Annotated in this window: 20 protein-coding genes; 7 read left to right on the top strand and 13 right to left on the bottom strand. The window is 29.0% G+C overall.

Annotated features, from left to right (window positions below):
• Window positions 1–167 precede the first annotated feature (167 nt).
• From ACWXVQ_RS01770 to infC, 4 genes are all read right to left on the bottom strand, one after another.
• A complete protein-coding gene (locus tag ACWXVQ_RS01770; protein WP_456013387.1) occupies window positions 168–1,568 on the bottom strand; it encodes a hypothetical protein in 1,401 nt (466 codons plus the stop codon).
• Window positions 1,569–1,671: 103 nt separating this feature from the next.
• Window positions 1,672–2,031: a 50S ribosomal protein L20 gene (gene rplT, locus ACWXVQ_RS01765; protein ID WP_444704966.1), complete on the bottom strand. Its 360-nt coding sequence runs from the start codon at window positions 2,029–2,031 to the stop codon at window positions 1,672–1,674.
• A gap of 33 nt (window positions 2,032–2,064) precedes the next feature.
• A complete protein-coding gene (gene rpmI, locus ACWXVQ_RS01760; protein WP_004416337.1) occupies window positions 2,065–2,253 on the bottom strand; it encodes a 50S ribosomal protein L35 in 189 nt (62 codons plus the stop codon).
• Between the two features lies 1 nt (window position 2,254).
• On the bottom strand, window positions 2,255–2,869 hold the full coding sequence (gene infC, locus ACWXVQ_RS01755; protein WP_456013405.1) for a translation initiation factor IF-3: 615 nt from the start codon (window positions 2,867–2,869) through the stop codon (window positions 2,255–2,257).
• Window positions 2,870–3,417: 548 nt separating this feature from the next.
• Between infC and ACWXVQ_RS01750 the strand changes: the two genes are divergently transcribed.
• Window positions 3,418–5,367 (top strand): S41 family peptidase, encoded by a 1,950-nt coding sequence (locus ACWXVQ_RS01750; RefSeq protein ID WP_456013385.1) that lies wholly within the window; start codon window positions 3,418–3,420, stop codon window positions 5,365–5,367.
• Between the two features lie 76 nt (window positions 5,368–5,443).
• Window positions 5,444–7,387, top strand: a complete 1,944-nt coding sequence (locus ACWXVQ_RS01745) for a S41 family peptidase (RefSeq protein WP_456013384.1) — start codon at window positions 5,444–5,446, stop codon at window positions 7,385–7,387.
• A gap of 326 nt (window positions 7,388–7,713) precedes the next feature.
• Here ACWXVQ_RS01745 and ACWXVQ_RS01740 read toward each other — a convergent pair whose 3' ends face one another.
• The 6 genes from ACWXVQ_RS01740 to rsmD all read right to left on the bottom strand — a co-directional run bounded on the left by ACWXVQ_RS01740 (window position 7,714) and on the right by rsmD (window position 12,278).
• Entirely contained in the window at window positions 7,714–8,370 is a 657-nt protein-coding gene (locus ACWXVQ_RS01740) for a ribulose-phosphate 3-epimerase (protein WP_456013383.1), read from the bottom strand.
• Window positions 8,371–8,381: 11 nt separating this feature from the next.
• Window positions 8,382–9,230 carry a ribosome small subunit-dependent GTPase A gene (rsgA, locus tag ACWXVQ_RS01735; protein WP_455966428.1) on the bottom strand — a complete coding sequence of 283 codons (849 nt, stop codon included), beginning with the start codon at window positions 9,228–9,230 and terminating at the stop codon, window positions 8,382–8,384.
• Between the two features lie 15 nt (window positions 9,231–9,245).
• Window positions 9,246–10,250: a protein kinase domain-containing protein gene (locus ACWXVQ_RS01730; protein ID WP_438340565.1), complete on the bottom strand. Its 1,005-nt coding sequence runs from the start codon at window positions 10,248–10,250 to the stop codon at window positions 9,246–9,248.
• Between the two features lie 2 nt (window positions 10,251–10,252).
• Window positions 10,253–11,005, bottom strand: a complete 753-nt coding sequence (locus ACWXVQ_RS01725) for a PP2C family protein-serine/threonine phosphatase (RefSeq protein ID WP_456001683.1) — start codon at window positions 11,003–11,005, stop codon at window positions 10,253–10,255.
• A 13-nt stretch (window positions 11,006–11,018) separates the two neighbouring features.
• Window positions 11,019–11,642, bottom strand: a complete 624-nt coding sequence (gmk, locus tag ACWXVQ_RS01720) for a guanylate kinase (protein WP_438340563.1) — start codon at window positions 11,640–11,642, stop codon at window positions 11,019–11,021.
• Between the two features lie 87 nt (window positions 11,643–11,729).
• Window positions 11,730–12,278: a 16S rRNA (guanine(966)-N(2))-methyltransferase RsmD gene (gene rsmD, locus ACWXVQ_RS01715; RefSeq protein WP_456013382.1), complete on the bottom strand. Its 549-nt coding sequence runs from the start codon at window positions 12,276–12,278 to the stop codon at window positions 11,730–11,732.
• A gap of 96 nt (window positions 12,279–12,374) precedes the next feature.
• Here rsmD and ACWXVQ_RS01710 point away from each other — a divergent pair, with 96 nt between their 5' ends.
• The 5 genes from ACWXVQ_RS01710 to ACWXVQ_RS01690 all read left to right on the top strand — a co-directional run bounded on the left by ACWXVQ_RS01710 (window position 12,375) and on the right by ACWXVQ_RS01690 (window position 18,829).
• Window positions 12,375–14,435 carry an MYPU_1760 family metalloprotease gene (locus ACWXVQ_RS01710; protein ID WP_456013380.1) on the top strand — a complete coding sequence of 687 codons (2,061 nt, stop codon included), beginning with the start codon at window positions 12,375–12,377 and terminating at the stop codon, window positions 14,433–14,435.
• A gap of 54 nt (window positions 14,436–14,489) precedes the next feature.
• Window positions 14,490–15,344, top strand: coding sequence for a methionyl-tRNA formyltransferase (locus ACWXVQ_RS01705; RefSeq protein ID WP_456013379.1), 855 nt, complete (start codon window positions 14,490–14,492; stop codon window positions 15,342–15,344).
• Complete coding sequence (locus ACWXVQ_RS01700; protein ID WP_456013377.1) at window positions 15,310–15,978, top strand: uracil-DNA glycosylase; 669 nt, start codon at window positions 15,310–15,312, stop codon at window positions 15,976–15,978. Before ACWXVQ_RS01705 ends, ACWXVQ_RS01700 begins: the two co-directional genes overlap by 35 nt.
• Window positions 15,979–16,055: 77 nt before the next feature.
• The gene (locus tag ACWXVQ_RS01695) at window positions 16,056–17,435 is read left to right on the top strand and encodes a M17 family metallopeptidase (RefSeq protein WP_456013376.1); all 1,380 of its coding nucleotides are present in this window, start codon (window positions 16,056–16,058) and stop codon (window positions 17,433–17,435) included.
• A gap of 17 nt (window positions 17,436–17,452) precedes the next feature.
• Window positions 17,453–18,829 carry a M17 family metallopeptidase gene (locus tag ACWXVQ_RS01690; protein WP_444704956.1) on the top strand — a complete coding sequence of 459 codons (1,377 nt, stop codon included), beginning with the start codon at window positions 17,453–17,455 and terminating at the stop codon, window positions 18,827–18,829.
• Between the two features lie 144 nt (window positions 18,830–18,973).
• On the opposite strand, the gene ACWXVQ_RS01685 is transcribed toward ACWXVQ_RS01690, so the two are convergent.
• The 3 genes from ACWXVQ_RS01685 to ACWXVQ_RS01675 form a co-directional block, all read right to left on the bottom strand.
• Window positions 18,974–20,446: an IdeS/Mac family cysteine endopeptidase gene (locus tag ACWXVQ_RS01685; protein ID WP_456013374.1), complete on the bottom strand. Its 1,473-nt coding sequence runs from the start codon at window positions 20,444–20,446 to the stop codon at window positions 18,974–18,976.
• A 189-nt stretch (window positions 20,447–20,635) separates the two neighbouring features.
• Window positions 20,636–21,886 carry an IdeS/Mac family cysteine endopeptidase gene (locus ACWXVQ_RS01680; RefSeq protein WP_456013372.1) on the bottom strand — a complete coding sequence of 417 codons (1,251 nt, stop codon included), beginning with the start codon at window positions 21,884–21,886 and terminating at the stop codon, window positions 20,636–20,638.
• Window positions 21,887–21,950: 64 nt separating this feature from the next.
• Complete coding sequence (locus ACWXVQ_RS01675; RefSeq protein WP_456013371.1) at window positions 21,951–23,102, bottom strand: hypothetical protein; 1,152 nt, start codon at window positions 23,100–23,102, stop codon at window positions 21,951–21,953.
• Window positions 23,103–23,107 lie beyond the last annotated feature (5 nt).

Raw genomic sequence — 23,107 nt, 5'->3', positions numbered from 1 at the left:
AAATATAGTTAAAAAATTAAAGAAAATCATAAATATATCTTAATTTAAAATGGGTTTATGATTTTTTAATCTTAAAACTGAAAAACTCAAATAAAACACACTCCTTTCGGAATGTGTTTTATCGTTTTTTTATCCAAACTTGGGATTATATCACCTTCTTGATATTATTAAGATTCAACTCTTGAAGTGTCAAATTTTCCAATAATATTATGGACTCTGGATACAGTCATCCATGCTGCAGGGTCTGCTAACAGGATTTCATTTTTAATAATATTTTGCTCTAAATAAAGTGCAAAAGTCTCAATTCTAACAGTTTCAGTATTTGTATAACCGGCAGTAAGCTTATCTATATTATAACCATGTCAATAATTAATAATTTTAAGACGGTCAATAATCCTGTCTGGGTTTTTTGTATATATTTCAATTCTAATCTTACGATATTTAGGAAAAATGAGATCAATAAATGAAATGTAAATAAAAACATATGCAAAAAAACTTAAAATTCTTAAAATTAATGCTGCAATATTAAATGGTCTATCTGATGATACTCCTAATAACTCAACAATGCTAATTGTTACAATTGAGAATGCTCCAAAAATCAAGGCAACAATTGTTGAAATATGACCCACTGATTTTTGTTTAACTCTAGAAATATAATAAATTATAAAATCTCCGCCAGCAGTAGAAGCTGAATTTTTTCATGAAATACCACTTGCCGATCCAGCCATACAAGCACCAATAACGGCATAAACAATAATAGGCCATGTTGGATTGGCGTAGCCATTTTCAATAATATTTTTAAAATGATTTAATTGGTTAAATTGAGACTGGGTAATTTGATGTATATATCCTAACTCTTTGATTACACCTGCCTCTAAAGAATTATTAATGCTTAATAAATATAGACCATCTTGAGATGTTGGATTTGTATTAATTCATTGGAACAAATGACGATATGAATTTTGATAAGTTCCATATGATTCCCAAGGAATTAATGATTTAAATTCATTTGTAAAACGGGAATCAACTGGAGAAATTCAATTAATATAATAAATCGAAATTTTATTAAAGAAATGTCCAATTGGCCCAATTAATAATATCGATTGAAACGCAACTTGCCATAATAATCAGTATGTCGTTAAAATCATAAATAATCGTGAATTTTTCTTTCAAAAAGCAATTATTAAGGGTAAATTCATAAAGAAATAAATAAAAGCAAAATATGGTGCAGTTGATGAAACTGTAAATGTAATTGCTTGAACTATAGCTGAAACCCCAGTTGCAACCGTTGCCGCCTTAGCTAAAAATGTTGCGATAGCTATATTGTATAAGATGGCTGAACAAAAAACAAAGAACATTTTCTTAGGAAACTTTTTTCATACATTAAAGAAATTAACTCCATAAGGATTTATTTCATAAGGTAATTTTGAAGGATTCTTTTTACTTTTTCGCTTTTTTTCCTCGTTAGATAATGCTATATATTCTTCTGATTTAAGTTGTTTTTGTTTAGCTAAATCTATATTCTTTTGTTCTGGACTTAGGTTATTAATTTTGCACGTCTTTTTCATATGTCCTCAATATAATAGAAAATAATAACACTTTTTTAAAAAATAAAATGATTATGTATTAATATACATAAAAAATAAAACAGCTAACTAAAGCTGTTAAAAATTATTTTAATGATAGAGCTTTTTTGGCTGTTTCCACTATCGAAGTAAATGATTCAGGATAGTTAATTGCTAATTCTGAAAGCATTTTTCTATTGATATTTATATTTGCTTTATTTAATCCTTCGATTAGTCTTGAATATGTAATACCATTTGTTCTTGCTGCTGCGTTAATACGAGCAATTCATAATTTTCTGAATTCACGTTTAACTTGTTTTCTATCTCTAAATGCATATGTTCATGATTTAACAACAGCTTGCTTAGCAACTTTATAACCAATAGATTTGTGTCCTCAGTATCCCTTAGCAAGTTTTAATCATTTAACACGTCTTCTTCTTGTTACTACTCCGCCTCTTGTGCGCATAATATTTTCCTTTCCAAATAATTTATTAAAAAATTAAATTAATTCTTTATATCTCTTAAAATCTGATGCTGATAAGGTTGATGATTTACGAGATTGACGTTTTTGCTTAGTTGTTTTATTTTGTGCTAAGTGTGAACGATATGCATTTCCACGTTTAACTTTACCTGTTGCAGTTATTTTAATTCTCTTCTTTAAACCGCTCTTGGTTTTCATTTTTGGCATGTTATTCTCCTTGTGGTTGTGAAGGTTCGTTATTTTTTTTGTTAAAGGCTTCAACTTTCTTTTTATCTTTTTCGATATACATATCTAAAAAACGTTCATTTACTAAAGTTGGCTCTTTTGATACTTTTGCAATGTCCTCGACAAGCGCATAAAACTTATCTAAAATTTCGTGCCCCAAATCAGTTCTGCTACGCTCACGACCCCTAAATTTAACCGACACTTTTACACGATTTCCCTCCAAAATAAATTCACGCACTTTGCGTGCCTTTGTTTCAAGGTCATGTTGTCCAATTAAAGGGGTTAATCTTATTTCGCGGTTAATAGTTACTGACTGTTTTTCCTTAATTGCTTTTTGTTTTTTCTTTTTATCATATTTAAACTTACCATAGTCCATAATTCTAGTAATAGGTTTGTTATTTTCAATTGAGATAAGAACTAAATCCATCTTATATTCAGAAGCTTTTTCTAAAGCATCTTCTTTAGTTAAAACTCCTATTTTTTCATTATCAGGGCCTAAAACAAAAACTTTTTTATAAGGTATGTCATTATTTACAACGTATTCTGATTTCGGTTTTTTACTTTGACTATTTGCAAAGTTTGAGTTATCTTGATATATAACTTCCTCCTTAAATAAATAAAAAGTGGGTTTAGACCACTTCTCATTAACTACAAAAATATTAAATAATCTTTATCTGTAGCGACCCAGCAAAAAATCACTTAGGTGAGAAATGAATCTACTTATTGCTATTAAAAGCACAATAATTTTAACATAAAATCATTTTAAGATTAATAACATTTTCAAAATATCTTACAAAATAAATTATTTCCATGTTTTTATTAATCAAATAAGCAAAAACGGATGGTAATTCTCTTTGTAAGATTTAATAAAAGTTTCTAATTTCACAAAAAAATGTTAATTTCAAATTAAAACTCAAAACAAAAATACAATCTAGTTTTTTTCTTTAAGGTAATTGCTAAATTTTATCATTTTTTAACATTTAAAACAGCAACTATAAAGCACTATCTATATTAATTAATTAATTATTTGAACCTAAAACTTTTCTATGTTTTTTAGTATAAATTTTGTGCTTTTAGCCAAAAGTAATAAAATTGTTTTTAGATAGTATAAAACTAGATAAAAAGATACAACATTGAAAGGAAAATATGAAAAAACAAGGAAAATATAAACTTCTAGCAAGTTTACCATTATCTATAGTTGGCATAGCACCTATTGCTATACTATCAGTAAGCTGTCAATCGGGGGAACAAGATAAACTAACCCAAGAACTTATAAAAAAAGAACAGCAACTTTCAAAGGAACAAGTTGAAAAAGATAAAGCTACCAATCAACTAAATTGAGCTAAAGAACAACTTCCAAAAAAAGATTTAGAAATAAAGAAATTAAAGGGTGAATTAGAAAAAGTAACTCCGCAAAATGATGATAAAAAAAGTTTTCGAGACCAAAAATATAACTTTAAAAACTATAATGCTGAATACACAGTAAATGAAACAAATGAAGCTGAAGCATTTTTTATTAAAGATGACAAGTCTAAGACACCTTATATTGACTTAGATCAGTTTATATCGATTTTAGATGGTTTATTTGACCAAAATCAATTAAGTTCATATGTTGAAAAAGATAAAAATACAAAAACATATTTTACAAAAAATCCAGATGGAACAATATCAAATAAATTAATTATTGACTGAGCCAAAAACACCATTCAATTAACAAGCACTAATTTCTTTTATGAAATTTTTAAACCACAACAATTAACCGATGGTGAGCAATTCCTAAAAACCGAATATGAATTATCGCGCATCAAAGGTGATGAAGGCAAACTTATCAACTTTGACCTGGGCAAATACAATATGGATATCTTATATAGTAATGATAAAGTATTACTTCCATTTTCAATATTCAATACCTTATTCATGAGTACAACATCAAACAATATTTACTTTAATGGTAAAACATTTACAAATGTAAGTGATGGACTTGATGCATTTGAAACTGCAAATGAAGAGCTAAGAGAAAGAATAAGAAAGAATGGTGATCTAAATGGCAATAAGGCTACAAAGGAAGAAAGAGAAGCAAACTTTAACCATTTATCATTTACAATGGACTACTTTTATGGCCTAAGAGAATATAAACAAATTAAATCTTTTGCAGACTATATTTCAAAAGAAGATAAAGAAAAATTATTATCAACTGACCCAGAAATATATAACAAAGCATATATAAATATCTTCCATAAACAATTAAATGATTTACACACAAACCTAAATACTTTTTCGTATCGTGAAAAAAAATGAGATGCCGATATTTTTAAATCATTAACAAGAAATGACTTTGGACAAAAATTGTTGAATGAGCAAGATACCTTAAGAAAATTAACAAAGCTATTTAAAGAAAGATTTCATAAGGATGTTGAGGATATTGATACAAAAGATTTAATTAGATACCACGGCAATACAGCTATTGTAACCCTTCTTGAGTTCAAGGACGGAACAAAGGATGAAATAAGTGATAAAGACAATGCATGAAAATATGATACATACTTCCTAATGAGACATCTAATTGAAGAAGTTAAAAAGAATCCAGAAATTAAAAATATTGTATTAGATCTATCTTTAAATGGTGGTGGTAGCGTTTCTGCTATGGTCAGAACTTTAGGCTTTATGACCGATAAACCTATTTTAAACCGCGAACAAGATATTCTAAATAGAACAAATAGTTTAAGCAAATCAGAAGTTGACACCGATGGTGATGGCAAATACGAAAATGATGCTTATGATAAATACAATTGAAACTTGTTAGTTGGTGTAACTACATTTAGTGCCGCAAACCAACTAGCAAGTATTGTTAAAGAAATGGGTATTGCTAAAATTATTGGTCAAAAATCTGGTGGTGGTATGTCAGCTATTATGTCAAACGTAATGCCAGATGGTACAACTATTACTATGAGCGGACCAAACAATGCTGTTTTTGGAATAGAAAACAAAGAAATAGAAAGTGGTGTTCCGACCGACATTACAATCGAATACAAAGACTTCTATAATGATGAGGCAATTGACAAGGCTTTAACAAGCGCTAACTCAAAACAAAATTAATAATAATTAATAACATCGGCCAAAAAATTCCGGTGTTTTCTTAAAATGAAGAAATTATTGTAAAGAAGGAAAAAATATGAAAAAATCAGGAAAAGCTAAACTTTTAGCAAGCTTACTTCCATTATCAGCTATTGGTCTAGCACCAATTGCTATACTAACTGCAAGCTGTCAATCTGGACAAATCGATAAATTAAATAAAGAAATTCAAGAAAAAGAACAAAAAATTCAAGAATTACAAAAAGAAAAAAATAATACTAACGATGAATTAAACAAAATCAAAGATCAACTAAATGAGAAAAACGAAATAATAAATGATATTGAAAGAGAAAACAATATCAAGCCTCAAAACGATGACAAGGTTAACATTAGTTCTACCTCTCACAGTTTCAAAAACTATAATCCTGAATATACAGTTAGCGATTCAAATGTTAATGTTTATGAAATTAAGGATGATAAATCAAAGACAGCTTATGTTGATATTGATCAATTTTTAAGTGCTCTAACTGGCTTGGTTGGCCCAGAACAATTTAGTTCATATGTTGATAAACAAAAGAATAGAAAAACTTATTACACAAGCAATCCTGATGGAACTATTTCAAACAAGTTGGTAATTGATTGAAATAAAAATACAATTTTTGTAACCACAACAGACTTCTTTTATGAAATATTAAGACCACAAGAATTAACAGATGGTGGAGAATTCACTAAATATGAATATGAAAGAATTCCAGAAAGTGATAAAGGTGTTACTTTCGATCTAGGTAAATATCATATGGATATCCTTTACAAAGATGATAAAGTTCTAGTGCCATTTTCAGTATTTAACACTCTATTTATGAGCTGAACATTTAACAATATCTACTACAACGGAAAAACATTCACTAATGTTTTTGCTGGACTTGACTCATTTGGTAGAACTGAAGAAGAAGCAAGAAAAAGAATTAGAAAAGATAACGATCTCCACGGCAACAAACCAACCAAGGAAGAAAGAGAAGCAAACTTTAACCATTTATCATTTACAATGGACTACTTTTATGGCTTAAGAGAATATAAACAAATTAAATCTTTTGCAGACTATATCAAAAAAGAAGATAAAGAAAAACTTCTATCGACTGATCCTAAAAAATGAAATGAAGCATACATCAGTATTTTCCATAAGCAATTAAATGAATTACATACAAGAATGAACTCATTCTCATACTATGAAACAACTAATTATCTAGACCCTCTAAAACTTAAACCAGAAGACTATGGTCAATATAGAATTGATTTCAATAAACAAAGAGCAGAATTGGTTAAAGGCTTTGAAGCATATTTCAAAAAGAAAATTGAAAAATTCCAACCTGAAGACTATGTAAAATTTGTTGGTAATACTGCTTTTGTTACCCTATTACATTTTGAAGATGGAACTAAAGATCAAAACAAATCACCAGATGCTTGAAAATATGATACATATTACTTAATGCGCCGTTTAATGGAACAAGTTGAAAAAAATAAAAATATAAAAAACATTGTTCTAAACATTGCTATTAATGGTGGTGGTAGCGTTGGATCAATGGTTAAAACACTAGGTTTTATGACTGACAAGCCAATTCTAAATCGTGAATTCGATATTTTAAATAGAGTAGGTAGTTTAAGTAAAGGCTTAGTTGATACTAATGGTGACGATAAATACGAAGGGGATGCATATACACAATACAATTGAAACATCCTAGTTGGTATAAATACATTTAGTGCTGCTAACCAATTGACAAGTATTGTTAAAGAAATGGGTATTGCTAAAATTATTGGTCAAAAAACTGGTGGCGGTATGTCAGCCATTATGCCTCTAGCTCTAAGCGATGGAACAACTATTACAATAAGTGGTCCAAATAATGCTACATTTGGCAAAGATAACAAAGAAATTGAAAGTGGTGTTCAACCAGACATCAAATTAGATTATAAAGATTTCTATAACTACGATAAAATCGATAAAATGTTAAGCGCTCAAAATCAAAAACAAGACGAAAATAAACAATAATCATCCTTTCATTGTTAAAAGACATCAGCAATTGATGCTGATGATAATGTAGTAAATTTTGTGTAAATTTATTTCCTGCTTACTTTTTGAGTAAGAGATTTGAGAATAGTAATCACACAAATCTAAATTTATTAGACAAAAATAACCAAATAACATAACTAAATCGGAGAGTTTAATCTTCTGAATGTTATTTGGTTATTTTAAATTATTATTACTCTTCTTCGAAAATTATTTGCAATTGGATTGATTATAAACAGAAACTGTAGATAATTTTGTGTAAATTAATCTCTGGCTTGCTTTTTTAGTAACTGATTTAAAAATAGCAATTAACTCAATAACAATTTGATTGTTTCCTTTGAAAAATTTTTAACCAAATAAGAACCAACAACCGCTAAGTCAACGCCACTTTCAAAACATTTTTTAATATTAAAGTCCTTAATACCACCATCAATTTCAATTATTATTTTCAAATTTTTTTGGTCAATATATTTTCTAAGTTGTCTTACCTTTGCATAAGTAGATTCAATAAAACTCTGCCCACCCTTGCCAGGATAGACACTCATGGCTAATATTAAATCTAAATCCTTGAGAAATGGTATAACTTTGCTTACATCTGTATCAGGATTAAAGGCTAAGCCGAGTTTTATGTCTTCCTTTTTTGCTAATTTAATAAGTTTTTTGAGCTCTATTTCATTTTCAAAAGCTTCATAATGAAATGTTAAAATAGCTCTAAATTCCTTAAATTTATGATAATAAGAAAAAACATCTTTAACCATTAAGTGAATATCCATATTATGCTTTGGACACTGATCAAATATTTTTTTAATTTCTTCATATGTTAAGGCCGTATTGGGTACAAATTGGGTATCCATAACATCGTAATGAACATTACTAACACCTCATTTAATCAATGAATTAACATAGGAAATTAGTTGATCACTTTTTACATCTAATATCGAAGGGCTTATTTGTCTATTATCCATTTTTTTCCACCTTAATATATTGGTTCTAACATACGCTTCATAAAGCTTTTATAATTTTCATATCTTTCTTCTTTAATAATTCCACACTGAACGCGTCTTTTAACTTCACAATCCTCAATTCTTTCATGGTAGTGTCTACAACTTCTAAATTTGCAAAAAGGGGATGCTTCTCTAAAAGAATTAAAAGCAACAGGCATTTCATCAATTGTTAAATCAAACTCAATAGATGAAAACCCAGGAGTATCAATAATCTCGCCGCCATTAAAGTTAATTAAACTTACTTCTCTTGTTGTATGTTTACCACGGTTTAGCGCCTTTGAAATGGCTTGTGTTTCAAAATTTGTGCTAGCTAAATAATTTATTAGCGTCGTTTTTCCGACACCGGTTTGGCCCACAAAAAAACTAGTCTTATGTTTAAAAATTTCTCGCAAGCCTTCAAAACTAGCTTCATTTTCATAATTTATTTCAAATACCTTATAACCTTGTTCCTTGTAAAAATCTATCCTTGAAGCAGATGTTAGATCTTTCTTGGTTAAAACAATTATTGGTTCTACATTCTTGCTTTCAATAATAATAAGGAACTTATCAACTAATTGAGAACTAAATTCCGGTTCAACTAATGACATAACGACAATCGCTTGGTCAACATTAGCAATTTTGGGCCTAATAAAGAAATTTCTTCGTCCTAAAATATGATGAATCAATCCTTCTTTTTCAAATTCAACATTATCGCCGACAATAGGTTTCATATCAAGCAATCTAAGTTTTCCCGAACCTCTCACTCTATAAATTTGTTTATCTCCAAACGACTTAACATCATAAAAGCCTGCTAACGACTTAATAATTTTCCCTTTTTCCATTTAACACCTTCACTTCTACTTTTTATAATATTCAACTAAATATACAATTAAATAAATTAATAATCCAAAAATTATTGAGGAACCCAGTGTTATCAAAACAATGTTTAGTACCTTGTGTGATTTCTTTTTTTTCTTTTGCTCATGATTTTCAAGATCAAGCCGCTTTTCCATACTTGCTTGCGGTGTTAAACAATGATCTAGATCACTAATTATGTCTAAGCAATTTAAATAGCGATTTTGAGGATTTTTAGCTGTACATTTTATTATAATATTTTCAACAGCTTGCGGAATAGTTTTCCCAACACCTTCTAAAGGTGGTATTGTACCGTTTATTTGAAGCAGTAAAATAGATTGGGCATCAATCCCTTGATAAACAGGATGTCCTGAAAGCATTTCATACAAAATCATACCAAAAGCATAGATATCACTTTGAATTGAGGCTGGTTGACTTTTCAAGGGAATCTCAGGAGCTAAATATTGAACTGAGCCAACTGTTTTATTATCAGCTGTAACTCGCAAACTATCCTCGTTAATTGATATCCCAAAATCAATTAATTTAACTCTATTGGTGTCATTTTCAATAATTATATTGCTTGGTTTTAAGTCTCGGTGGATAACATTAGATGAATGGATATCATACAATCCCCTGCATATCTCTCTCGCAATTCTTATTGCTTCATCAACAGGTATTTTTTTGTGTTTTGCAATTAATGCCTTGAGATTGGTTCCTTTGATTAATTCCATTGCATAATAAGATTCGTCTGCGCTTACATAGTAGCCAATCATCTTGATTACATTCGGCGATTTAATTGTTTTCAAAACGTTGCACTCGTTCTGAAAGCGGATTTGATTAACTTGTTTTTTTGTTATATCTGGAACAGTGAGTATTTTAACTGCCATTCTCTTTTGTGTCTTCTTATAACAAGCAGAATAAACCTCACCATACCCCCCTTTTCCTATTAAGACAAAGTCCTCAAAGTGTTTATTTACATTTTCGTATCTATCCAATCTCTTCAACATAATTAAAGCTCCAATATCAATGCTGTTAAATTATCTCTTGATTGATTTTTCTTCGCAATATCAATTAATTTTTGAGCTTTTTTATCAAGGTTAAGTTTTTTATCTAAAAGGATTTGCTCAATTGTTGGTTTATCAACAAAATCATGTATTCCGTCCGATGTCAATAAAATATATTTAATTTCTTCACTGCTCTTCAATAAAAAACTATCACATTTCATATTCTTATTAGGTCCCAAACAACTAACTAACTTATTGGCATCAGGTAATAATTTAACAATATCCATATCTATTTTTTTGATTTCTGCAAGTTCATGTAAAACGTTTTGATCAATAGTTATTTGATGTAATAAGCCATTATATGCATATGTACGAGAATCACCAATATTAAATACATAAGTTTGTTTGTTTAAATTAAAAACTAGGGCAGCCGTTAAAGTTGTGCCCATATCTTGATAATTTACAATATTTTTACTATTAACTATATCTTTAAGTGATTTTTTAATATAGCTTAGTGTGGTATTAAATCATTTATTTATATTTTTTCTATCATTAAATTGAATATTATCGTTAAAACTTTCTTGAAAATAGCTAACTAGTAATTCCACTGTTTTTTGTGAGCACAAGGCACCACCAAAATGACCCCCCATCCCATCGCATAATATAGCTAATGTTCAATTATTTAAAAAACTGATTGATGCACAATCCTGGTTCTCGTTACGATATTTTCCTTTATCAGTTTTAATAACATATTTCATTTTTCTACTTTTTTTAAGCCTTTCTACCAGGTTCTGCTTTTTGTTTTACATCAATAATGTGAGAAAAATTTTGTTTGATAATTTCCTTAACTTTATTAGCGGTTTCTTCAATTGAATTATTAATAACAACATGTTGAAAAATCGAAGAAAGAATTATTTCTTCTCTTGCTTTATCTAATCTTTTTAAAATAAGGTCATATGTTTCAGTATTTCTATTTTCAATTCTTCTTTCCAATTCTGTTAATGATGGAGGCATTAAGAATATTGAACATATTTCACCTTCTCTACCTTCTTTACGATACTTGTTAATAATTTGCAAGGCACCATTAGTTTCGATTTCTAAAAATGGGATTTTTCCTGAGGCACAAATATTTGCCACTTCTGAATTTAGTGTTCCATAATAATTATCAAAATGCTTTGAATATTCTAAAACCTTATCTTCCTTAATAAATGTTTCAAATGTATCAATTGGAACAAAATAATAATGAATACCATCAACTTCGCCTTCTCTTGGCTCGCGGGTAGTAATTGAAACCGATAATTTTAATTTTAAGTCCTTATTATCAAACAAATATTTTTCAATTGTGCCCTTCCCAACACCAGAAGGTCCGGTAAAAATAATTAATTTTTTCTCCATGCTTTCTCCTTCATCTTTTTTATTTCAGAATATTTAAAGTACTATTAGAATATTAATTATATTAATAATTAATTATATAAAAAATATTTACTTTATGTTTTCAATAAAGTAAATAAAAATTTTTCCATACTTCTTTTGTTTTACTACCTCATAATGATTATTTTTATATGTGAAATTATTCCAATCAGTTTCAATAATAATCTTTCCATTAGAATTTATCATATTATTTAAAGCTAATATATCAATGCATTTAACAAGCAATTCTTTTTCCCTAAAGGGTGGGTCTAAATAAACAAAGTCATATTTTTTATCCTTATTTTTGGACAAAAAAGATAATGCATCAGTATTAATAATTAACAAATTGCTTTCTTTAAGACTATTTTTATTCTCAATAATTATTTTATATGCTTCGTAGTCTTTTTCAACACATGTGGCATTTTTTGCTCCACGAGATAAGGCTTCAAGACAAAATGAACCAGATCCAGAAAACAAATCTAGAAACTCTCGACCTTCAATATTAAATTGAATTGAAGAAAAAATGCCCTCTTTTGCTCTATCGGTTGTTGGCCTTGTTGTTTTAGAGGAAGGTTGTTTTAATAATCTTGAACGGTATTTTCCGGCTATAATTCTTAACATACTAATAATTATAATAACTTTAAAATAAGAGTAAAATATTTAATATTGATTTATTAAATGCCTTAAAAAAATATAATATTCAAAAACTGGAGGCTTATGTTAGAAGAAAAAAAGAAAAAACCTAGTGGAAAAAAATTTCTACTAGGTTTATCAATTTTTGCTATATCAGCAGGTTTTATTGCCACGGCTGGTTATTTTGGTTATAAAGCAGTTTTTGAGAAATTAGATGGTGGCGTTATTGATGAGGGGATTGTTCCGTTGCGAAATTCAGAAAATGATTTAAGCAAAACATCATTAAACGAAGATAATATCCCTTTTGAAATAAGAACAAGCGATGATGCTCTTATTTTTAATAGAAAAACAAGTAATTCATCAAGAGAACTTAATCCAAATTTTAAAGTGGGAAATTTAAGTTTTGTCGAAAAACCAATTGCTAGAACACCAAACGGAGAACCTGTCTATTATCTAGGAAAAAAAGGAATGCTTTTACTAAATAAAATGTTTAAACAAAGGGCACTTTATGGTCCAGAAATAAACGCAATTAAAAGAATCAATATAAATGTGCCAAATGATGAATTGCAAGAAGATCGAACTAACGGGGCTTATTTTCCTGCAAATCGCGAAATGTACATCTTTGTAAATAAAATAGTTGAAAACAATCTAAAACTTTTGAATCAACCAGTAGAAAAAAGAATTGAAATTATTTTTGGTACTCTAATGCATGAATACACTCATCATATTGATAATATGTATAATAAATCAATAAAAAGGGGTGATGAACTTGCAAATAGTGATCTTATTGAATATGAGGGTGATCACAACTATTATCATATAGAAACAAATAATGCTAAATTTTTGAATGAATTTCGTAAAAATTTAAACTATGATAACACAAGAGATAATAAACTTTTATTAAGAAATAGTCAAGATTTTCTGCATGACCAAGACCAATTACCAGTTTACAAGTTTTATAGTGCCAATGAACTTTTTAGGATAGCAAACGTTAAAATAACACCTCTTGAGGCTAAAAAATATGAACCGCTTGATTCTAGAAGGTTTTATTTCAATAATAATAAATATCAAAATGTTTCTTTCATTGAACCAACTAATTTGCAATCAATAAGATATCTTTTCTCATTTACTGAGCTTGTACCAAGAGAAATAATTAAGCTTTCACTAGGGCCAAATGCTTGGTTTTATAACTCTAATCGAAGCCAATTTGAAAACTATTTTTATTTTAGAAAAAACAATCGAACTGGTGAATTAATTTTTAATGCTGCTGGTGATGATATCCTAAAAAATATCGCTATCTTGAGAAAAGGTAATTTTTCAAATTCAAATGAATTAGCTACATTTGCATCCAATTGAGTTTTTAAAGACCAACTAGAAAACTTCCGTTCAAGTATTTATAATATTAGAACAAATGAATATGAGCGTCCATTTGCAAATGTTGGTAACTCGCACCATAAAGGTTTGTTCAAAGCTTATGTTGACCTAATGGGTTGAGGAGAACTTATAAGTTTTGCAAATTATAATATTCAAAATAACGATTCAAAGAATATTAATCTAGGCGGGTATTTTGAATTACCACAAAAAATTATTGAACAAAAGAAAAATAATCGTATCAAATCTAAACTAATTTTTGTAGACCTAAATGATAACAATAATACTCTGGAAATTGATTATAAATTGCAAAATTATAATCTTACAACGAAAAAGGTCTGAAATTCTATATACTATTTTAATATCAAAGATAACAAACAAAAAGATTACTATGATGAATCATGAGTATATCCAAAGTTATTTAAAGACAAATATCAATATGTTTCATATTTTGCTAAAAATATAGATAGGAATATTCTTAATAAGAAATTTAAAAATAAGAAGTTTGATGTTAAATTATGAGTTGACCTTGATAACAACGGCACATATGACCTGAATAAAAAGGATAATAAGGAAATTATTTCATTATTAAATGATAATGTATGAAATAATAGCGGCAAAAAATTCTATGCTAGATTTAAAAATAATAAGCGCCGCACCACAACATATCGAAATAACAGATCAAATTTTATAAATAATTTACAATATGAACTTTTTAGCATCAACCAAAATAATGAAACAAAAAAATATTACTATACAATTAAAAACTATTAAGCTAACTTTTGTTAGCTTTTATTTTTATTTAGGATATCAAGTATAATTTTTTTTATGAAAAAAATTAGATTAGTTTTAGCTGGAACTGCTGAATTTTCAAAAACAATATTTAAGTCATTAATAAAAGATGAACGTTTTGAAGTCTCTTGTCTAATTAGCCAGCCAAACAAAAAATTCGATAGAAACAAAAATGTATTACAAACCCCAATTGCGCAACTTGCTAATGAATTCAATATTAAACTCTACCAACCAGAAAAAATCAAAGATATCTATGAAGAACTAAAAGCAATTGACTTTGACTTTTTTATCACAGCATCATTCGGGCAATTTATTCCAAACAGCATTTTAAAATTACCAAATAAACTACCTTTAAATGTTCATGGCAGTTTATTGGAGAAATACCGTGGAGCTTCGCCGATACAATATACACTTTTAAACAATGATAATAAGGCCGGAATCTCTTTGATTGAAATGATTGATAAAATGGATGCAGGTGATATCTTAAAAACATTAGAAATTGAAATATCAGAACAAGACAGCGCTATTGAACTATTTGATAGACTAGGCTTAGAAACTTCAAAAGTAATTGGTAATTGGTTGCAACAAATTTACAATAATGATTTCACAAGAAAAATTCAAGATGAAAATCTAGTAACATTTGCTCCTAAAATTCAAAATGAGGAAGCTGAAATTTTTGAAACATTAACCTGTCAAGAAGCACTAAATAAAATAAGGGCATTCAATGATCAGCCAGGCGCTTTCATAATTATTAATAATAAAAGGTTAAAAATTTATCGCGCGACAAAAAACAAAATCCAAACACCAATAAAAATAAAGTTTTCAGATGGTTATTTATATCCAATTGAATACCAATATGAAGGCAAGAAAAAAGTTAAACATGAATTTTAATTTTGAAAATTTTCTTGCTAAGCAAAAAGAACAAGAATATTGAAAAAAGATTGAAATTATATTAAAAAATGAAGATCTAGTACCATCAAAAAATAATGTTTTTAACGCTTTTACAAATTTTGATTTTAGTAATATAAAACTCATTATTTTAGGACAGGACCCTTATCCTACAAATGATAATGCCGACGGGCTTTGTTTTTCTTCAAAAAATAAAATAACGCCTGCGTCCTTGAAAAATATTTTTAAGGAAATCAAAAATTCCTATCCTCAAATTAAGTTTAATAGCAATGATCTTACAAATTGAAAAAATCAAGGCGTCTTATTATTAAATACAATATTAACAACACTCAAAAACAAAACACAAGCTCACAAAAATCAAGGTTGAGAAATATTTAACTTAAATCTTATAAGAGAAATTCTTTCATATTATGATGGGATTTTATTTCTAGACATGGGAATCGATGCTCAAAACTTTATTAAAACTCTAAATATTAAGGAAGAATATATATTTAAAACGGCGCACCCTTCACCTCTATCTTGTTGGCGGGGTTTCTTTAATAGTAATATATTTAAAAGAATAAATGAAAAACTTATATCGCTAGGAAAGAATGAAATTGATTGAAGTACAAAATAATATATTTAAACTAAAAATGATTATAATTTAAGAATACTATTATGTAAATAGTATTTTTTTATTAATAAGGAGACTTTATGATATCGAATTGCGAAACAAAACGTAATGAAAATATGTTATTAAAAGTTGCTTATGAGGGACAAGAATTTTGTTCTTGCGTAGCAAAAAATCATTTGTTTATTAGCGAAAACTTTGATAAAAATATTGCTTATATTTATGTTTCAAAAGACATTAAGGATTACTACGGTTTTATAAAAGTGGTTGATCATATTATCAATGTAAAACGTAGAAGTTATCAGATTGATGTTTTATCATTTGCAAATCTTCCTTTTTTGACTGTTAAGGAAGTTTTAAGAGCGTTTATAACAAGAATGGAATTTCACGGAGCAAAATTATATTCTGCTAAACAAAAATGTGAAAATAAGAATGAAGAAGAAAAAAACGAAATTAAACTAACACTTTTTCTTGAAGAAAATAGTTATGCTGAATATATTGAAAAATTAACGATAATTTCCAAAAATGTTTCAAAAACACGTAATCTGCAAATCACACCACCTAACATAGCGACAAGTGAGTGAATCGCTGATGAAGTTAAAAAGGATTTCGATGGAGTTGAAGGATTATCGGTTAAAGTATTAAATAAGGCTGAAATTAAAGAACTAGGAATGGGTCTAATGTTAGCTGTTAATGCTGGTTCTTCATATGAGCCAAGAGTTGTTATTGCCGAATACAACGGAAATCCAAATAGCAAAGAAAAATTTGTCTATGTTGGTAAAGGTATAACCTTTGATACAGGTGGATATAACACCAAGGGTTACCATATGGATGGGATGAAATTTGATATGTCAGGTTCTGCCATCGTAGCCTACGCGCTAAAATCAATTGCACAGCTAAAAATAAAGGCAAATGTAGCTGCAATCATGATGCTAACCGATAATGCTATCGATACCCATGGAACTCTACCTGAATCTGTTATTAAATCAATGAGTGGAAAGACTGTCGAAATTACTGATACAGATGCTGAAGGACGCTTAGTTTTAGCTGACGGAATTTACTATGGTGCCACAAAGCTAAATGCTTCTTTGATTGTTGATGTAGCAACTCTAACTGGTGCAATGTTAAGGGCACTAGGAAAAACATACTCAGGTATTTATTCTTCATGTGACAAAAGATGAGAAGAATTTGAGGAAGCAGCAGAGATAGCTCATGAAAAAGTTTGAAGACTTCCAATGCATGAAGAATTTCATAAAACCAATAAGTCATCACTAATTGCTGATTTAAATAATTACAATAATTCATCAAAGGCTGATTCCAATTCTGCTGCGATGTTTTTGAATGAATTTGCAAACAAAGTTGATTTTATTCACTGTGATGTTGCCGGAACTGCTGATGCAAAAAATATGGGCTTGGGGATCCTAGTTTCAACATTAGTTGAACTAGCTGAAAAGCAAAAATAGAAAGGTAATTTAAAACTATGGAACTAATTAAAAAAATTGATGAAAAACGTAATGATTTTCTATTGTTAAAAGCAGTCTTTAAGGGTGATAAATTACCAAAAAATCTTGTCGAAAAGGATTTTACAATTACAGAATTTCTTAGCGAAAATGTTGCTTATGTTTACATGGGAGAAAGAGAAAAAATCAATTATAATAATATTTTTGATTTTGCTAAATCATTAGCTACAAATGCTGCAAGAAATTATCAAATCGATGTCGCTACATTTCCTGTTGATAACAAAATATGTATCTATGACACTGTTGATGCATTTACAAAAGGAATAAATTTTTCAGCAGCCAAACTTTATAATAAAAAAACCATCTATAAAAAAGAAAATCATAACAATCTTTCACTATATTTGCAAAATCCTACAAGCGATTTAATAGCCCACTTTAACAAGGCGGTGATTCTATCTGAAGCACTAAATTGAGCAAGAAATTTAGGTGTTACACCCCCTAATGAACTAAACTCTGAACAACTAGCAATAATTGCACAAGAGGAACTAAGCCAATATCAAAATCTAAAAATAACAGTTTTAAACAAAAAACAAATTGAAAATCTAAACATGGGTCTGCTACTATCAGTTAATAGAGGTTCAATTTACGAGCCACGTGTTGTTATTATAGAATATAATGGTAACGAATTATCAAAAGAAAAAACCGTTTTGGTTGGTAAAGGTATTACATTCGACTCGGGTGGTTACAATATTAAAACCGGTCGCCATATGAATGGAATGAAATATGATATGGGCGGATCTGCTGTTGTAGCTGCCGTTATGAAAATAATTGCTCAAACTAAACCAAAAACTAATGTAGCAGCTATCATGTGCATTACCGATAATAGAGTTAATGGTGACGCCTCACTTCCTGATTCAGTTTGAACTTCAATGAGCGGAAAGACTGTTGAGGTAAATAATACTGATGCCGAAGGTCGTTTAGTTATGGCTGATGGTTTATACTATGGTGCAACAAAACTAAAAGCTACAAGATTAATTGATGTTGCGACCTTAACTGGAGCAATGATTATGGCTTTAGGCGACACATACACCGGGGTATGATCAACAACTAAAAAGGGTTGAGAAGATACAAAAAATGCCGCAAAAATTCAACATGAATTAGTGTGAAGAATGCCACTTGATGATGAATATGCTGAATATATTAAAGGTTCAATTGTTGCGGATCTAAAAAATACAGATTTTACCGGAAATGCTGGTTCTTCTTCAGCGGCGATGTTTTTAAAAGAATTTACCAACGATATAGAATATATACACTTTGATATAGCCGGGACATGTGATATTAATGAAAAACCAATGTTTGCAATGGTTAAAACAATATCAGAACTAGTATCAAAATAACATAAATAGGGGTATTATAAAAAAATTTTGTGTAAATTAATCTCTGGCTTACTTTTTAGTAAGTGATTTGAGAATAGTAATTACACAAAATTATCTACGATACCAAAATAATAAAAAAATTCAGATCCTTTTAATCTGAATTTTTTATGACTTATTTTTAGATTGATTATTAAAATAATCTTCCCAATAGTTAACGCCTAACCCAAAACTATATATATCTAGTGCTTGCGTTATATTTTCTTTTCTTGCTCCAATATATACCTTTCCATCGGCAGCGTTAAAATCAACTCTATATCTTTTAATACCAAGACGTTTTCTAACGCCTTCCTGTTCAAATGAAAATCTCGGATCGTCTGAATCAGTTACATAAAGAGCCTTTATTATCCCGTCTTTATCAAAATCAGCTCCCCAAACATTTATAATGTGATTAATTGAAACGCTACCATATGTATGAGATATACCAATAGCCTTATTAGCTTCAATTTCTCGTCTAAGTCTATCTGAGAGTGGTTTTGCGTAAGCGCCATAACCAAAATGTCAACGGTCCGTTAATAAGTGTTTACCAAAAACGTCCTTAAAGAACCCAAGAAATCCAGATTTACCTTTTTCATAATTAATTTCTTGGTTGCGTTGTTGCCTATTAGAATAACCATAACCATTTATATAAGTATCAAAAATTTTATCTGGCCAAACAGTGCGCCCGACATAAAGTTTCTTAAAAATTTCAAATAATTGACTATGTTCTGTTTTTGTTTTTATATTATCATTATTAGCCTCAAGAAACTTATTAATTTCGCGAAAATCTATTTCATTATTTTTTCCTATTATTCCTTTTTGTGGATCATTTAAATACTTATTAATATAGTCCTTGTTTTGTATGCTTCAATAGTGAATAGCATTTGCTGCAACTACTGCAGCACAAAGTAAATTATCACCACGGTCAAAATCTTTATTGATATCAAATCATCCTTCTTCATTATCATTGTGAGCGTATCATCAGCTATCGATATCGTCGCTTGCGTTAATATAATGGAAAAATTTACTAAAATTAGGATTTACACCCTTTAAAAATAAAGTTTCAACTACACCTTCACTTTTTAGAAAATCACCTAACGGAGTATTCAATAGTTGTTGTGTTTTATCGTTTGGTGAAGGAATTTTTGGTAAATTTGGGACTTCTGACTTTGGGGCAGGAATTAATTCTAACTGCGGAATTTTCTTTGGTTCATCTGCTTTATTATTAATTGATGGTCCGAGCGGTATTTGTGGAATTATATTATTTTCTTTATTCTTTTTTATAGAGGGGCCTAATTTAATTTGCGGAATAACATTAGTATTGTTGCCTTTATTTTTAATAGTTGGATCCAGGATAATTTGCGGATTTTTTTCTTCTTTTTTCTTTTTATGCGGAGGAGTTAAAGGTTTTGAATCATTGATTCCTTCCTCAACATTATTTTCATTAGGATTATGCATATGTGTATTATTATGTGGTTGTTCAGAATCTGGTTTAGGGGATGGCTCCATAACATTTCTATTTTGACATGATAAAACAACAGACGACATAGATAAAGTCGGAATAATGCCTAAAGTTAATAAAAACAACTTCCTTTTGCTCAATATTGAATACCTCATTTAAAATTAGTTTAACAAAGCAAAAAACATAATAAACGAGCCGATGTTTGTTGCTCCATTCAATATAATTTATACCATAGTTTTTTTTTTTTTTTGCATCTTTTGAAAAAAATTTTCTCAAAAAGCATTTTGAAGCATAGAAAAAAAATCGGGTTTTTATTAATAACCCAAATTTTATTGCTTATTTTTAGATAAATTCTTAAAGTATTGCTCTCAATATGTGGTTCCTAAACTAAAAGTGTAAATATCTAATGCCTCAGCTATATTTTCTTTTTTAGCACCGATAAAAACTTTCCCCTTTTGAGTATCAAAATTCACCTTGTATCTCTTAATACCAAGACGTTTTTTAATTCCGTCTTGTTCAAAGAAGGCTTCCTGATCATCTGAGTCAGTTACATAAAGGGCCTTAACTATCCCGTCTTTATCAAAATCAGCTCCCCAAACATTAACAATATGATTAACAACAACTGAACCATAGGTATGAGAGATAGCAAGTGCCTTATTTGATATTATTTCATTTCTTAATCTTTCACTTAGATTCTTTGCACTATGTGCATTTCTAAATGACCATCTATTTGATAAAATATTACTTTCAAACACATCTTTAAAAAATCCTTTTCAGTTAGCTTTAAGACTCCAATTATTTGGATTATTTAACTGTTGCGATTTCGGTCCGATGCGAAAGTACGGATAACCATTTATTAATTCATCAAATAATTTAAATGGTGTAACAAAGCCCTTCCCAGTTCTTTTATCAACATTACCACCATAATCTTTTTTAATTCATTCAAAAAGTACGCTATTTTCTCTTGTAGTTCGAATTCCATCATTTCCTATATGATTAACAAAGGTATTCAAGTTGCGAAAATCAATTGTAATATCCTGCAATGAGTTTTTAAATGAAATTACTCCCTTTCTAGGATCTAGTAAATATTTATCTAAATATTGCCTATTTTGTTTAATTCAATAATGTAAAGAATTAACCACTACAATAGCACCACATAAAAAGTTATCGCCACGAGTAAATTCCTTATTGATATCAAATCATCCTTCTTCATTATCATTATGAGCATACCATCAGCTATCAACACCATCTTTTTGATTAACATAGTGAATAAATTTTGCAAAGTTAGGACTTACATCCTTTAAAAACAGAGATTCCACAACCTCCTCGTTGTGTAAAAATTTGCCCAGTTCTGTTCCTTTGATTTGCTGTGTCCTATCATTACCCAATGTTTTTTGCGGTTTATGAGGCGGGGTTGGCTTTAGATCAGGTGGGACAGGAGTAGGTTTTGGTACTGGTTCTGGTTCAGGTTGAGGTTTTGGTTTTATGTCATCTATTTTTTGACATGACAAAACAATTGCTGGTATAGAAATTACTGATATAATCTCAAAAGTAAATAATGTTGATTTTTTATGCTTCAATTTGGAAAAACCTCCTTGAAAATGATGATTTTCTTATGAACTATATTTTTACCATTAGTGCTATTTACTGAATTAAAGATAATTGTTCTTCTTGTTGAAAAATATTGGCAAGTAAATCTTTTATTTGTTCTCTTAAAGTAGTAAGTTTAGTTTTTCTATTATTTAATTCTAAACTTAGCTCCATATCTTCGCTATTTTTACTGTTTTTTTTCATTATTTGTTCTAATTGGTCATCAATATTCATTATAACAGAAATAGCAAGCGATAAATCCTTAAAAAGCGCTATTCTTTTATCTATTTGTTTCTTATATTCTTCAAATGTCTTAATTAAATTATCAATATCAAAGGAATTATTTTGTTCCTCCTTCTTTAATTCCATAAGTTGCATGATTTGTGTATCTATATTTTCTTTTTCATCTTCAAGTTCCATTATTTCCTGACGAGATTCAGAATAATTTGGATTATAAGTTAAAAGTTTAATAACTTCTGATTTTCTTTGTTCATCATTCTTTTTTATTTCCTCAAATTCTTTTATCAACTCTTGAAAAACAGATTCATTTTCTTTATCAAATTCTTTTTCTTCATTAAGATTTTTAATTTGTTCATTCGCTTCACTAATTTCGTTATTTAATTCATCTAATTCCTGATTAATAACATTTTTTAGTTCTTGGCTCTTTTGATCAATTATTTTTTCATTTTCATTAATTTTCTTTTCTAATTTTTCTGCTTCAGGATTAGGCTTAATCATGTCTTTCGCATCATCCTTATTTGCATTATTGGATTCATTATTGCCTTCATTATCATTGCCTTGTGAATTATCTTGATTAGATCCAGAATCATCTGATTCTTCGCTATCACTGGCATCGGGATTATTAGGATCAAAATCCTTATCACTAGGATCATCACCATCATTTTCATCCGTTTTAGATTCATCTTCATGTATATCTGGTTTTTTTATTTCAGGGCTTGTTTCGGGACTATTTTCACTTGAATTATTACCCTCGATATTCGGCATTGTTCCCTCAGGAGTTTCAGGTTTTGGGCTATCGGTATTTTTTTCTAAACCTTTCGCATCGCTAATTTGCTTGTCTTTTTTATCAGTCATTTTTTCTAGCTTATTAGTTATGCCTTTACTACATGACATTACAACTATTGTTGTGAAAAATGGAACAGACAAACTAGCTAGTGACAACAAGATTCTACTAGATCTTTTCATATTTT

This window comes from Mycoplasma sp. 527 (assembly GCF_053851595.1).
This window is presented reverse-complemented; position numbering and strand designations above follow the sequence as displayed.